Below are 15,101 nucleotides of genomic sequence, written 5' to 3' on the forward strand. Positions count from 1 at the left end.
GAAACACTCCTTTATGATTGAATAAGCTCTTTCGTCTCTTCCAAACGAACAGAAACCAGACGTGAAACACCAGATTCCTGCATGGTTACTCCATATAGAACATCTGCCTGTTCCATCGTACCTTGACGATGGGTAATGACAATAAATTGAGTATCCTCACTATAGTGCTTTACATACTTAGCAAATCTTGCAACATTCGCTTCATCAAGGGCAGCTTCGACTTCGTCTAACACACAGAATGGAACCGGTCTTACCCTTAAAATTGAAAATAACAATGCAATTGCAGTCAGAGCTCGTTCTCCACCTGACAGAAGCCCTAAATTTTGTAACTTTTTACCTGGTGGTTGAGCGATAATATCAACACCTGTATCTAGCAAATTCCCTGGTTCTGTTAGCTTTAGCTCTGCATGACCACCACCAAATAATTCCTTAAACACAACAGCAAACTCATCTTTAATTTGAGCGAACGTTGTGCCAAATAAGTGTTCCATTTCTTCGTCCATTTCTTTTATGACAGCAAAAAGCGTTTCTTTTGCTTGAACAAGATCATTTCTTTGTTCTGTTAAGAATGTATAACGTTCAGAAATACGGTCATATTCATCAATTGCACCTAGGTTCACATTACCTAGGCGTGAAATACTTGCTTTAACTTCTGAGACGTTATTTTTAGCCTGTTCTATATTTTCGACTTTCTCATATTCTTGTTTTGCTCGCTCAAATGTAATGGTATATTCTGTCTGCAATACAGTAAGACGATTCTCAAGTTCTACATCGACACGGTTAGCTTTTACTTCTTTTTGTTGAATTCTTTGCATTAGAACTTGATGTTTTTTGTTTTCCTCTTTCTGTTCTCGTTCTTCATCCTGCATATTTTGAGTACGTAACAATCTGTCCGAGCGAAGTTTTTGAATAGATGTTGTAATTGTTTCTTTTTCTTCGCTTTTCTCGTGAAGCTTCTCATTAATTTCTTCTTCTGTTTCATCCGAATGCGTTATTGCAATAAGTTCATCCAATTCTTGAACAAACGACTCATACTGATTCGTATGCTCGGTTAACCTTTGTCGTAAAGAACTTGTTTTTTCTTGTTGGTTTTTAACCCTTTCTTCTTGTTCTGCAAGTTGAACCTGATAGTTATGATAATCCTGTTGAAGCTGATCTTGGTTTTCTTTAAACTCAAGTTCTTGCTTCGTAAACTTATCAATCTGCTCCTGCAAAACTTGCAATTTATGTTCAATATCCTTTAGTTCAAGCTCCAGCTCTTGGTCTCGCTTATCCAGAACGTTAGAATCACGTTCAAATTGTTGCTTATCTTGATCATATACAGATAAGTTTTCTTGTAAGGATAGTAATTTTAATTCAATTTCTTTGTGGTTTGATTTAGCATCTTGGAGCTGTAATTGATTTTTAGCAAAGCTTGACTCAAGCTCTTGTAATTTCAGTTCTAATTCCGCTAATAGATTTTTCTCTTTTTGGACCTTTTTTTCAAAACCATGTGCTTTAACAGTATAGTCTTCTAGTTTTTCAGATAACTCTTGCAAATCCTTTTCTCTAGTGAAAAGCGATTGATTAGTCTTCTTTTGAGCCCCACCGGACATGGAACCACCAGGATTAACCACGTCTCCATCAAGTGTAACAATACGATATTTACGCATCACTAGTCTTGCAATATCATTAGCGTCCTTTAATGTCTTTGCTATTACGACATGCCCCATTAAATGATCAACTGCTTTTTGAAATGAAGGATCTGTAGTTACGAGCTTTCCAGCTACTCCAATGAAACCAGGATGACCTTCCACTTGGTTCAAAACATCTTGAGGAATAAATCTTGGTTGGATTGACTTTAATGGTAAAAATGTAGCTCGTCCACTACTTGTTTGCTTCAACCAAGCTATTGCAAGTCTCGCGGCTTCATCATTTTCCACAACAATATGCTGTGCTTGACCACCAAGAACAGTCTCAATAGCAGTAATATAAGATTTAGGAACATCAATTAATTCAATAACTGCTCCATGGATAGATAATAATTTACCATTTTCTCTTGCTTTTAGTACTGACTTAACTCCTTGGAAGAATCCTTGAAAATCCTCTTTCATTTCTTCCAACATTTCTTTTTTAGACTTCAATTTTTCAATGTATTGATAGCCTTGGTAAAGTTTAGTTTGGGAATCTTGATAATGGTGACGCTTCTGTTCAATATCTCTCTTAATTTCCCTTATAGATACTTCTTTTTCAAGATACTTTTTATCAGCTGACTTCATTAAATCTTCAGCATCTTGTAATTTCTTTGTGTAGTCTTCACGTAATTCAAGCAAATCCTGAAATTTCTCTGCTTGTTTTCCTTTTTTGGCATTTATTTGTTGCACTTGGCCGGAAATAGACTGGCGTTCATTACGTTTAGCAGCTTGTTTATTTAAGAATTCAATGTACTCTGATTTAAGATCTTCTATTTGTTCTGCTATATTATCTTGATCTATAGTAAGCTTTCTTTTGAGCTCTTCTACTAATCTTTTTGTATTACGTCTTATTTCAATTAGTTCATTTAATTTATTTGTTTCCTCTAAAAGCTCCGATTTAATTACGGTAATTCTTTCTTCCGTTTCTTGTTTTTGTGTTTCAAGCTTTTCTTTATTCTCAGTAAAATGCTTTGATCTTTCGTGGAATACTTGCTTTTTACCCTCATATTTTTCAAGTTGCTGGGTTGTTGTCAATAAGCGTTCTTGTAGATCATTAATCGTTTCGTCAATTCTTTCGATTTCCTGACGCTCGTTAGCTAATTGGGCTTCTTTCTTATGAATCAAAGTCTTTAACGCGATTTCATCCATTTTCTCCGACTCAATATCACTTAACAACCCTTGCCATTCATTGTGAAGTAACTCAATCTCGGTAATAAGCAACGATATTTCTTGATTCTTCAATAAGTCTTTTTGTTTTAAATATTCTTTAGCTTTTTCCGCTTGTGCTTGTAAAGGCTCTAGTTGAGTCTCGATTTCATAGATAATATCTTCTACACGGTTTAAATTTTCTTGCGTTTCCGCAAGCTTATATTCGGCTTTCTTTTTTCGTCCTTTATATTTTAAAACTCCTGCTGCTTCCTCAAATATTGTACGTCTTTCTTCGGCCTTAGAACTTAAAATTTCTTCTACTTTACCTTGACTGATGATGGAAAAAGCTTCTTTTCCTAGGCCAGAATCTAGAAACAAATCGACTATATCTTTTAATCGGCAGGATTGTTTGTTAATGTAAAATTCACTTTCACCTGAACGATATACCCTTCTAGTTACACTAACTTCATCATAGTCTAATGGTAGGGCTTGATCATTATTGTCTAATACAAGTGTGACTTCAGCGACATTAAGAGCTTTTCTACTATCACTACCTTGGAAAATAATATCCTCCATTTTCGTACCACGAAGTGATTTTGCTGATTGTTCACCCAACACCCAACGGATTGCATCAGTTATATTACTTTTCCCACTTCCATTGGGTCCAACGACTGCTGTGACACCTGGAACAAATTCCACATTAATCCGTTCGGCAAAAGATTTAAAACCCACACTTTCTAAACGCTTTAAAAACATAGACATTCTCCTACTGGAAACGAATCTCCCATTTTGATACAGTTCGATTCCATTTTCCCTTTTTCTCTACACCAATTTGTATAAAAATAATATATTGATTGGCTTTTTAATGCATTTATTTTATCATAAACATGGACACAAAAGAAGAGTGGACAGGGTATTAGAAGATTTTTATCCCTTTCTCACCAAAAAAGAGGTGCAAAATGAATTTAGAAAAACCAACTAAAGAAAATCTAGCAATTATGCTAAACGATTTAGCTGAACGATTATCAGTAGTAAACCGTTCGCTGCTAGATCCAGAAGATTATGACCTAACTAAATATGAAGATATCAAGTTTTTATATGACATGATCATTAAAAAAGGTAATCTTTCTGTATCTGAAACACAAGCATTCATTGAAGAACTTCGTAGAGTTAGAAAAATCTAGATATAGTAACTTTACTGCGCTTACTCGACCAATCGAAAACCATTGTCCTAAGGGAGTAGCACGTGTCCGAAGATCCCGCAGCGGTGTTTTTCCGTGAGGAGGCTGAAGCCGTGTCCGTGGCAATGTAGACACTGCGAGGTCTTTTTGAGCAGATGTCGCCCCTTCTTGGAAGTAAAAGCGGAGTATTCTGCCGGAGCGGTAATTTAGCACTATCCAAGGAAGTTTTACTCCATAGTTTCTATCAACAGCGAAAATAAATAGCAACTATAAATTTGATATAGTCTAAAAAAGCAGCACTTTGAACATTAATTTTTGATGTCTAAAGTTATACTTTTTTAATCTTAAATTATCAATCAAAAATAGCATACCAACTTAATAAAGTTAGTATGCTATTTCACTTATACATCATGTAATTTTAGGAAGTTGCTACCTCTTACTTCAAAGTTAAAATTTATCGAGAGCATCCTTTGCAGCACGCTGTTCCGCCTCTTTTTTGGTTCTCCCTACACCTGAACCAAGAGCTTCACCATTAATAAGTAATTCGGCTACAAATTCTTTATTATGTGATGGGCCTTTTTCGTCCACAATTTGATATTCGATTGTCTGATTTTTATCTTGTTGAACAACTTCTTGAAGTTTACTCTTATAATCCATCCCATGCGAAAAAGCACCAGTGTCTATTTGAGGAAATACATGTTTTTCCAGAAAATCTAAAGCTGTAATAAAACCTTGATCTAGGTATAAAGATCCTAGAAAAGCTTCAAATACATCTGCAAGTAATGCAGGACGATTTCTGCCACCAGTCATCTCTTCACCCTTACCTAAAAGAATGTGTTCACCAAAATTCAAACTTCGTGCAAATACATCCAAAGAAGGCTCGCAAACAATAGCAGCACGTAGTTTGGTCATTTCTCCCTCTGGCATGTCAGGATACTTTCGGTATAGGTATTGAGATACTCCAAGCTCTAATACTGCATCCCCTAAAAATTCTAAACGCTCATTATCAGAAGTGCTTCCATCACGATGCTCATTCACATAAGATGAATGCGTAAATGCTTGTTTGATTAGTTCAATATTATGGAATTTAAGATTTAGCATTTTTTCTAGTTTTTCTCGATTCATCTCTTATATGCCACCTCTTGTTGATATATGGAAAAGTCTCGCATCTAGCGAGACTCCCCTTACCTTATATTAGCCCTGTAAATTGTTTATGTAATTTACAGCATCACCAACAGTGTTAATTTTTTCTGCTTCTTCATCAGCAATTTCCATATCGAATTCATCCTCAAGCTCCATAACTAGCTCAACAACGTCTAATGAGTCTGCTTCTAAATCATCTTTGAAAGATGCTTCCATTGTGACTTTAGATTCTTCAACATCTAGTTTATCAACAATAATTTCTTTTACGCGATCAAAAACGTCTGCCATAACACTTTCACCCCCTTTCAAAGTTTCCGGAGAATAGGATATTACATTACCATACCACCATCAATATGGATAGTTTGACCTGTAATATAATTTGCGTCATCTGAGGCTAAAAAACGAACTACTTTCGCCACATCCTCTGGCTCTCCTAATTTTGCAAGTGGAATTAAGCCTAACATGCTATCCCTTTGTTCATCTGTCAATTGATCAGTCATATCAGTTGAAATAAAACCGGGAGCAATTGCATTAACTAAAATATTGCGTGAAGCTAATTCTTTAGCAGTTGTTTTGGTTAATCCTATAACACCCGCTTTAGCTGCAACATAGTTAGCTTGTCCAGGGTTACCACTAACCCCTACGATTGAAGCAACGTTAATAATCCTTCCTGATCTTTGTTTCATCATTTGACGTGTAACGGACTTTGTACACACAAATACACCTTTTAAATTCGTATTTATAACTTGGTCAAATTCTGTTTCTTTCATTCTCATCAATAGGTTATCTCGGGTAATACCAGCATTATTAACGAGAATGTCTACACTGCCAAAGGTATCAGTTGTAAACTTTACCATCTCTTTTACCTGTTGTTCATCAGCAACATCCGCTTGTACTTTAAAGGCTTTTACTCCTAGTTCCTCGATTTCTTCGACAACAGCTTGTGCTTTTGCTTCACTTCCAGCATAGTTTACCACAATATTGGCACCGTTTTTAGCAAGTTCTAACGCAATTGATCGACCGATACCCCTAGAACCACCTGTAACGATTGCGGTTTTACCAGTTAACATTAGGCTTCACTCCTATACCATGTAATAAAATCATTCATGGATTCCTGATCTTGTACCGTAAATATAGTTGCCTTACGGTCAATCTTTTTCACTAAACCACTTAACACTTTACCGTTACCAACTTCAACAAAGGCATTGACACCAGCAGCCATCATGTTTCGGATAGATTCCTCAAAACGAACTGGTGAATAAAGCTGTTTTAATAATAAATCTTTTATATTATCCTTATTACTAACTGGGCCAGCAGTTACGTTTGCATAAACTGGAATCTCTGCATCTTTAAAAATAACTTCATCTAAGTATTTTGCAAAATCATTATTTGCAGCTTGCATTAACCGCGAATGAAAAGGTCCACTTACATTTAATGGAATAACTCGTTTTGCACCTTTTTCTTTTAAAAGCTTACTAGCTTTTTCAACTCCAGAAAGTGACCCAGAAATAACGATTTGTCCAGGACAATTAATGTTTGCAAGATCGACAATTTCGTCTGAAATACTTTCGACAACTTCTTGAATAACTGGTTCTGATAAACCTAATACAGCAGCCATCGTGCCTTGTCCTTTTGGAAATGCTTCTTCCATTAGCCTTCCACGGTTCGCTACTAACGGTAAAGCTTCTTCTAGTGTTATAGAATTCGCAGCAACAAGTGCACTATATTCTCCTAAACTATGTCCAACTACCATAGATGGCTTAACATCTTCATCCACTAGCAACTTGAATAAGGCAATACTGGATAATAATAATGCAGGCTGTGCATTTTCAGTTTCAGTTAGTATTTCTCCTGGTCCATCAAACATTAGACCACTTAAATCTTTTCCAATTACTTCATTAGCTTTTGTGTATAACGCTTGAATATTAGGAAAAGCATCGTGAATTTCCTTCCCCATCCCAACAGCTTGAGAACCCTGACCAGGAAACATAAATGCGATCTTTTTCATTAGCTTTCCTCCCCACCTTGTTGCATCGTTTCAACAGTTACTTTTATTGTCTCTATCATCTTGTGATCGACCATGTTACAAGTTTGTTTTATAGCACTATAGATTGCACGTCGGTTAGAAGAACCATGTGCTTTTATTACAGGTGCAGCTAGACCAAATAATGCAGCGCCACCATATTCAGAGTAGTCTAATTTATCCTTTAGACCTTTTAAATCACTCTTAATCAACCCAGCTGCCAATTTTGTTTTAAAGGAAGCCATAAATGTTTCTTTTAACATTGAAAACAGCGAAGAAGCAGTACCTTCAATCGTTTTCAAGGCAATATTTCCACTAAAACCATCTGTTACGACTACATCCGCTACACCATTTAATAAATCACGTGCTTCTACATTGCCGACAAAGTTAATTGGAGCTTTTTTCATTAGATCAAATGCTTTTTTAGTTAATTCATTTCCTTTTCCATCTTCAGTTCCAACATTTAACAAACCAACTCGTGGATTTTTAATGGAGCGTACTTTTTCCGCATAAACCGATCCCATAATAGCATATTGCAATAAGTGATTAGGCTTTGCATCAACGTTTGCACCAACATCTAACATTAAAAATCCTTGACCGTCTAATGTTGGAAGGGTTGGACTTAATGCAGGGCGATCAATTCCTGGAATCCTTCCCACAACAAATAGCCCTGCACTCATAAGCGCTCCAGTATTACCAGCCGAAATACAAGCATCTGCACGCCCACTTTTAACTTCTTCAGCCATTTTTACCATAGAAGAATTTTTCTTTCTTCTAACAGCTCTAACTGGTTCATCATTACTAGTAATGACTTCATCTGTATGGATAATTTGTATGCGGTCTTGATTAGTCAAATATTGTTTGATCTTTTCTTCATCACCAAAAAGGGTTATTTCTAGGTTTTTTATTTGCTTAACAGCATCCATGGCACCTAGAACGATTTCTTTTGGCGCATGGTCACCACCCATAGCATCAATTGCAATCTTCATTCGTTATTCTCCTTTTTTCTCTGTTGACCGGTACATATGAAATTCTCCAGAAAAAACTTTTTCACTCTCTACAAAACTATCGACCTGAACAATTGTAAGTCCTTTTTCACTCACACCTCGAACAAATGCCTTAGCAACTACTCGTTCTCCTTGATGTACCTGTCTCTTAAATTGAAGGACAGATGTCGCAGTTAACGCTAATTCATCGTTTATTACCGCAACCGCAAGTGAGTTTGCCTGAGCGAAAAGATGATGACCCCTAGCAATATTGTTCCTTGTAAAAACATGTTCTCTGTCGATATCTAATATAGAGATTGCACGTTTATCCAATTCCAAATCAATAATTTCGCCAATTACATCCTCTAGTGGCAAGGACTTTACTGTTTCATTCCATTGATACTTCGCTACAGTCTTTATTCTTTCCCGTAACTCCGGAATAGATAATTCCATGCGGTCCAATCGGATTGTTTGAATACTAACATCGAATTTTTTCGCTAGCTCTTCATCCGTTATAAAAGGAGTTTCTTCAATTGTTTCCCTAAGTTTCTCTTGTCTCTTTACTTTCGGTATCCTCATGAAAGCACCATCCACTTTATATATTTTCTATGTATATCCGTTGCTACTATGACTTGGTACTAATAGTAATATATATTACCTGTTAAAATAATGCAAGTATGAATTAGTCAAGAATCGTATCGAACACTCCTTCATTTTCTAATAAAATTCTTAACTTTTGATAATTCGAATCTTTCTCTAATAAATTAAATTCAATGATCTCTTGTGCGTCATCTCTAGCTGTTTCTAATGCCCGATAATCATGTATCATATCTGCTACTTTAAATTCTGGTAAGCCACTTTGTTTTGTTCCGAAGAAGTCACCAGGTCCACGTAACTTTAAGTCTTCTTCCGAAAGTTCAAATCCATTATTTGTATCGGTCATAATACGCATTCTCTCTTTTCCAGTTTCACTCTTTGGATCAGCGATTAAAATACAATAACTTTGCTTATCTCCACGTCCAACCCTTCCCCGTAATTGGTGAAGCTGAGATAGCCCGAACCTTTCTGCATCATAGATAACCATTATAGTAGCATTAGGAACATTAACACCTACTTCTACCACTGTTGTTGAAACAAGTATTTGAACTTTATTTTCAGCAAACTCTTTCATTACCTCTTCTTTTTCTGTCGAATGAAGTCTTCCATGCATCAATCCAACTCGTATTGATGGCGGGTAGTATGCTTCTAACTGATTGTATAAATCTACAGCATCTTGAATATCAAGTTTGTCCGACTCTTCGATTAACGGACAAATAATATAGGCTTGCTCTCCTGCTTCCACATGTTTTGCAATAAAATTAAGGACACGATCAAAAGTGTTTGCTTTTATCCAATATGTTTCAATTTCTTTTCTACCGGCTGGCATTTCATCGATAACAGAAACATCCATATCACCAAATGCAGTTATTGCTAATGTTCTAGGAATAGGTGTCGCTGTCATAAATAGGACATCCGGATGTAATCCCTTACTAGATAGTGCTCTTCTTTGGTCCACACCAAACCGATGCTGTTCATCCACAACAACTAAACCAAGATCGTCAAAGTGAACATCATCTTGAATTAAAGCATGTGTTCCAACGAGAATATGTACCTGATGATTTTCTACATTTGCGAGGATTTCTTTTCGTTTCTTCCCTTTTATTGATCCGGTTAATAATTCAACCTTAGCAAGTTCTCCAAACATTTTGGTTAAAGATTTAAAATGTTGCTCTGCCAGTATTTCCGTTGGCACCATTAATGCACCTTGCTTATTTGCGGTAATAGCAGCATACAAGCCAATCGCAGCAACAGCCGTCTTGCCCGAACCAACATCCCCTTGTAATAAGCGATTCATTCTATATGGAGATTTCATATCAGATAATATTTGATCTAATGATTTCTTTTGTGCATTTGTTAACTCAAAAGGAAACTGTTTAATAAAGTCGTTAATCATACCTGTATCATATTGCTGAGCATTTCCAATAGTTGCTTCACGACGCCTTTTTCTAAGTATTTGAATTTTTAACTGAAATAGTAAGAATTCTTCATAGGTAAACCTTCTTCTAGCGTGTTTTAATGCATCCCGATTTTCCGGAAAATGCATCGTTTTTATTGCATCCTTGCGACTAGGAATTTTATATGCTGTTAACATATCTTGGGGAAGGATTTCTCCAACCTGATTTGCATAATCACGCATAGCTTGTTGTATGGCTTTTTTTAAGCGATAACTCGTGACATCTCCTCTTACGGAATAAATCGGTTGAATATCAGTGGATTTTTCCATGGAGCCCTTTTGATAATTGCTAACTGTAATTTGAAGACGGTGTGCATCCCATTTTCCTGTTAAGGTAATAACATCTCCCATATTGATCTGGTTTTTAGCAAAAGCTCTATTGAACATGACAGCTTTTACCGCAATATTCTCCACCTCAATGTTAAACGTTAATCGGGACTTCTTTCTACCATAAAAGGAAAGAGAAGGGGTATTTAATACCCTTCCCTCTATCGTAACTTTATCCTCGTGAATTAACTCGCTAAGAGGCTGTATTTCGATGACATCATATCTGGAAGGAAAATAAAACAACAAATCTTTGACTGTGAATATATTCAAAGCCTGTAAATCCTCTGCAAACTTTTCCCCTATTCCCTTGATATCAACTATGGAAGTATCTAACATATTTCATCTCACTCATTTCTAAACTGTCGTACCAAAAATCTTTTCCTTTAAAAATCTTCCTGTTGGTGTATCAGCAAGACCACCTTCACCTGTTTCACGTAATGAGGATGGCATTTGTCTGCCAATACGATACATTGCACCAATAACCTCATCACATGGGATACGGCTAGTAACACCTGCTAATGCCAAATCAGCAGATACAACTGCTAATGCAGAGCCACCAGCATTTCGTTTGACACAAGGGACTTCTACTAGACCAGCAACAGGATCACATACAAGCCCAAGCATATTTTTCAATGTCATGGCAAAGGCTTCTGCAGATTGCTGTGGTGTTCCGCCTGCCATTTCTACAATCGCTGCCGAAGCCATCGCTCCAGCTGAACCTACCTCAGCTTGACATCCCCCTGCAGCACCTGAGATAAAAGCATTGTTGGCAACAACTAGACCAAATGCACCAGCAGTAAATAAATACCGTATCATTTGTTCCCGAGTTGGATGGAGTTGTTCCTTAACCGCAAACAATGTTCCCGGAACTACGCCTGCGCTACCAGCTGTAGGTGTTGCACAAATGACCCCCATAGCTGCATTAACTTCATTCGTTCCCATTGCTTTACTAACTGCATCAAGCATTAGATGACCTGATAACGGAGTATTCTCCCGCATATAAGTTTGTATCTTTACAGCGTCCCCACCGGTTAATCCGGTAACTGATTGAACACCCTTTAAGCTATCTTCAACTGCTTTCTCCATGACTTGAAGATTTCTTTCCATTTCAGCAAAGACTTCTTCACGTATTTTATTTTTAACGTCCATTTCCTGACGTATCATAACTTCGGAAATTAACAAATTTTCCTTTTCGGCAATTTCTACTAATTCTTGAACGGTTCGGAACATATTTATTCTCCCCTCTAGCTAACGATTTTAGCAATCTGTATAATATGGTCAGCCTCTTTTAATTCTAGTAAAATATCATCCTCAACATTTTGATCCGTTTCAATTACCATTAACGCTTCTTTACCTACATCTTTTCTGTTTACTTCCATATGGCCAATATTTATTTCATGCTTTGCTAAAATCTTGGTTACGGAAGCAATAGCACCAAATCGATCATTGTGCATAATAAGAATTGCCGGATGGTTACCAGATAATCTTAGTGCGAAACCGTTTAATTCCGTTATTTCAACTTTTCCCCCACCAATGGAAATACCAACAATCTCTAAACTATCCTCATCATCCCCTATAATGAGCCGAACTGTATTGGGATGATCCGTCTTAGCACTATCTTCAATAAATTCTATATGGAGCTCTTCGTCCTTAGCTATCTCTAAAGCTTTACTCATACGTGTATCTTCTGTTGGAAAACCTAATAATCCTCCAGCTAATGCAAAATCTGTACCATGGCCTTGATAAGTTTTTGCAAATGAACCATACAAATGGATCTTAGCCCATTTAGGTTGCTTTCCAAATAAATTACGTGCTGCAAGACCAATTCTTGCAGCTCCTGCTGTATGTGAACTTGATGGTCCAACCATAACAGGACCAATAATATCAAAAACGGAATTGTATTTCATTCTGACACCGCCTTGTCATATGTTTAATAAATTTTGTCGCCTATTGTAAATTATAACAAAAACTACTATAATAATCATTTGTGGATTATAGTTTTTTAGAATTAAATTGATTATGTATATAATCGGGTGGGAGAGGGACAAGAAAACACAGGAGAAATTCATGCCTTTATTTTCTAAAGATACGAAAATAACGTATAGAAATGAAATTATTGCTGGAATTATTGGATACCTAACAACAGTCTATATTGTTGTCGTTAACGGCTCTATTTTAAGTGAAGCTGGTATTACAGTTGAAGCTGGTATGATGGCAACTATTTTAGCAAGTTTTGTTGGAACACTTATTATGGGGCTTTTTGGTAAATTACCATTAATTTTAATTCCAGGTATGGGAATCAATGCATTATTTGCATATTCCATTGTTCAAGGAAATGGCCTTAGCTTTCAGGAAGGTCTTGCTGTTGTATTAGTAGCCTCTATATTATTCTTAATTACCGCCTTTACTAAATTGGGACTTCTTTTAAAGGAAGCTATTCCCGACTCTTTAAAACACGCAATTAGTGTTGGATTAGGTTTTTTCCTTATTTTAATTGGATTAGAAAAAAGTGGCTTAATAACAAGTGGTGAAAATACAATTATTGCAATTGGTGATTTTAATTCCCCAGTAATTCTAGTAAGCCTCATTACCCTTTTTATTGCAATATTTTTATTTGTGAAAAATGTTCCCGCTAATTTTCTAATAACAATGCTAATTGGTACAGTACTTGCCTACCTATTTGGCATTATAGAAAATGGAACTAATGTAAGTAGTTTTTCAAATGATTTAGTTTTCATTCCAGCATTTACAGCGATAGATGAACTATCGTTTTGGCTAGCGGTGTTTCCTCTGGCAATGATTTTAATATTTGAGAACATGGGATTGTTAAATGGGCAATTAACAATGCTAGGAAGAGAAAAGTCCTATGATAACGGCTATAAGACAACCGCAATCTCGTCATTGACATGTGCATTCCTTGGAACATCACCGACTGTTTCTGCAGCCGAAAATGCAGCCGTCATTGCTTCAAAAGGAAAAACCGGTCTTGCTGCTACTATAGCAAGCCTACTATTCCTAGGGACAATATTTGTGATTCCTTGGATTACCATGATTCCAAATGTAGCAATCAGCCCCATCCTAATCATTGTCGGCTTTTTAATGGCACAAAACATAAGGCATATTCCATTAGATAATATATCGGAAGCTATTCCTGCGTTCTTAATTATTGTGATGATTCCATTTACGTACAGTATAGCAGATGGTATGGCATTTGGGTTCATTGCTTACCCAATAGTTAAGCTTGCTTTAGGAAAACAGAAAGAATTGTCAGCAGCTATAGTTATTATCTCTTTACTATTTATTTGTGATTTCGCTTTAAAAATCGCAGGTATTTAATAGATTCGCCTCTCTAGAGGCGAATCTTTTTTATGAAGGATAACGTGGTAGAATTTTCTAGTATCGTATATTTAGATGAGAGAGAGAGAAAGTAACTGAGGTACGTTCTGTTATCGCATTATATCTCGCTGATGAGGAAGATTAAGTAAATAAAGATATCCTAGCTTACGATGGGTTAGCTAAACACCAGTAGAAAAAGGCGTTAGCATTATATGTGCTACCGCCTTTAAAATAAGGTTTTTCTAGTCTGGATAGTTTGGATTAATTCCGTTACTACTTATTTCTTTTCAGTATATTCCTCTTCCCATACCTTATTTAGAACCTGAGTAAATACATCTACCGGTTGTGCACCTGACACAGCATATTTATCGACAAACACAAAGAATGGAACACCTTGCACACCAACAGTACGAGCCTCTGAGATATCTTGTGTTACCTGTTCTGTATATGCTTTGGATTCTAAAATTTTCTTTACTTCTACACCATCAAGTCCTACTTCTTCTGCCAGATTGATTATCGTTTTCGAATCACTAAGTACTTCACCTTCTGTAAAATGTGCAGCGTAGAAACGAGAAAAAAATTCATTTCCTAGCCCCTCTGTCTTCGCATATTGAAATACGCGATGAGCATCATATGTGCTAGCCAATTTTGCCTTATCGTAGTTAATTTCGACTCCTGAATTATTTGCCATATCCACAACTTGATTAAGCATTGTTTTAGCTTGCTCCAAAGGAATTCCCTTCATTTCAGAAAAGGTCTGTGCATAATTTTGCCCTGAAATATATTTTGCATCTGGCATAAGTAAGAAGCTTTTATATTCAATATCAACTTCATTAGTGTGTTCAAATTTCTCTAATGCGTTACTTAAATGGGATTCTCCGATAAAGCAGAATGGACATACAAAGTCTGACCAAATTGTTATTTTCATTCTTTTCCCTCTTTCTTTTGTTCTACCGGACTACATATACCAGTATTAATATCGCATACAAATCCTGCGGAAGTATTTATATCAAAACTTTTTAGTTTCTTAATCCCATTCAGGTCTTTGGGAGATTTATTAAAATCCTTTTGATTTGATGATGGAGTTGAATTGGATTTCTCTTCTTTCAACATCACTTATTCCTCCTTTTCGGTTATGTATGATTATAAAGGAATTCCCCCCTGTATTCTAATAATTAAACTGAAAGCCAATTTAGAAATTAGTATTAGATAAACAAAATAAAAAAGCCA

14 protein-coding genes are annotated in these 15,101 nt (G+C 36.2%); 2 read left to right on the top strand and 12 right to left on the bottom strand.

Annotated elements, in window-relative coordinates; translation table 11 throughout:
• Nucleotides 1-11 precede the first annotated feature (11 nt).
• The gene (gene smc / locus TY11_RS08120) at nucleotides 12-3,578 is read right to left on the bottom strand and encodes a chromosome segregation protein SMC (RefSeq protein WP_042144887.1); all 3,567 of its coding nucleotides are present in this window, start codon (nucleotides 3,576-3,578) and stop codon (nucleotides 12-14) included.
• 203 nt (nucleotides 3,579-3,781) lie between these two features.
• Between smc and TY11_RS08125 the strand changes: the two genes are divergently transcribed.
• Nucleotides 3,782-4,006 (top strand): DUF1128 domain-containing protein, encoded by a 225-nt coding sequence (locus TY11_RS08125; RefSeq protein WP_042144888.1) that lies wholly within the window; start codon nucleotides 3,782-3,784, stop codon nucleotides 4,004-4,006.
• Between the two features lie 444 nt (nucleotides 4,007-4,450).
• Here the strand turns inward: TY11_RS08125 and rnc are convergent, their stop codons facing one another.
• From rnc to sdaAB, 9 genes are all read right to left on the bottom strand, one after another.
• A complete protein-coding gene (rnc, locus tag TY11_RS08130) occupies nucleotides 4,451-5,128 on the bottom strand; it encodes a ribonuclease III (RefSeq protein ID WP_042144889.1) in 678 nt (225 codons plus the stop codon).
• A 69-nt stretch (nucleotides 5,129-5,197) separates the two neighbouring features.
• A complete protein-coding gene (locus TY11_RS08135; protein WP_042144891.1) occupies nucleotides 5,198-5,434 on the bottom strand; it encodes an acyl carrier protein in 237 nt (78 codons plus the stop codon).
• A 41-nt stretch (nucleotides 5,435-5,475) separates the two neighbouring features.
• A complete protein-coding gene (fabG, locus tag TY11_RS08140) occupies nucleotides 5,476-6,216 on the bottom strand; it encodes a 3-oxoacyl-[acyl-carrier-protein] reductase (protein WP_042144893.1) in 741 nt (246 codons plus the stop codon).
• Nucleotides 6,216-7,154 (bottom strand): ACP S-malonyltransferase, encoded by a 939-nt coding sequence (fabD, locus tag TY11_RS08145; protein WP_042144895.1) that lies wholly within the window; start codon nucleotides 7,152-7,154, stop codon nucleotides 6,216-6,218. The genes fabG and fabD overlap by 1 nt, the downstream gene beginning before the upstream one ends.
• Nucleotides 7,154-8,158, bottom strand: coding sequence for a phosphate acyltransferase PlsX (gene plsX / locus TY11_RS08150; protein WP_042144897.1), 1,005 nt, complete (start codon nucleotides 8,156-8,158; stop codon nucleotides 7,154-7,156). Before plsX ends, fabD begins: the two co-directional genes overlap by 1 nt.
• Nucleotides 8,159-8,161: 3 nt before the next feature.
• Nucleotides 8,162-8,734 (bottom strand): transcription factor FapR, encoded by a 573-nt coding sequence (gene fapR, locus TY11_RS08155; RefSeq protein WP_042144899.1) that lies wholly within the window; start codon nucleotides 8,732-8,734, stop codon nucleotides 8,162-8,164.
• 103 nt (nucleotides 8,735-8,837) lie between these two features.
• Nucleotides 8,838-10,871, bottom strand: coding sequence for an ATP-dependent DNA helicase RecG (recG, locus tag TY11_RS08160; RefSeq protein ID WP_042144901.1), 2,034 nt, complete (start codon nucleotides 10,869-10,871; stop codon nucleotides 8,838-8,840).
• A gap of 18 nt (nucleotides 10,872-10,889) precedes the next feature.
• Nucleotides 10,890-11,765: an L-serine ammonia-lyase, iron-sulfur-dependent, subunit alpha gene (gene sdaAA, locus TY11_RS08165; protein WP_042144904.1), complete on the bottom strand. Its 876-nt coding sequence runs from the start codon at nucleotides 11,763-11,765 to the stop codon at nucleotides 10,890-10,892.
• Nucleotides 11,766-11,779: 14 nt separating this feature from the next.
• Complete coding sequence (gene sdaAB, locus TY11_RS08170; RefSeq protein ID WP_042144906.1) at nucleotides 11,780-12,442, bottom strand: L-serine ammonia-lyase, iron-sulfur-dependent subunit beta; 663 nt, start codon at nucleotides 12,440-12,442, stop codon at nucleotides 11,780-11,782.
• A gap of 160 nt (nucleotides 12,443-12,602) precedes the next feature.
• On the opposite strand from sdaAB, the gene TY11_RS08175 reads away from it, so the two are divergent.
• A complete protein-coding gene (locus TY11_RS08175) occupies nucleotides 12,603-13,871 on the top strand; it encodes an NCS2 family permease (protein WP_042144908.1) in 1,269 nt (422 codons plus the stop codon).
• A gap of 277 nt (nucleotides 13,872-14,148) precedes the next feature.
• Here the strand turns inward: TY11_RS08175 and TY11_RS08180 are convergent, their stop codons facing one another.
• Together TY11_RS08180 and TY11_RS08185 are read right to left on the bottom strand one after the other, a co-directional pair.
• Entirely contained in the window at nucleotides 14,149-14,799 is a 651-nt protein-coding gene (locus tag TY11_RS08180) for a DsbA family oxidoreductase (protein ID WP_042144910.1), read from the bottom strand.
• Nucleotides 14,796-14,984, bottom strand: a complete 189-nt coding sequence (locus tag TY11_RS08185; protein ID WP_042144912.1) for a hypothetical protein — start codon at nucleotides 14,982-14,984, stop codon at nucleotides 14,796-14,798. Before TY11_RS08185 ends, TY11_RS08180 begins: the two co-directional genes overlap by 4 nt.
• Nucleotides 14,985-15,101 lie beyond the last annotated feature (117 nt).

This window comes from Paucisalibacillus algeriensis, from assembly GCF_000577245.1.
Classification (GTDB): Bacteria; Bacillota; Bacilli; order Bacillales; family Amphibacillaceae; genus Ornithinibacillus.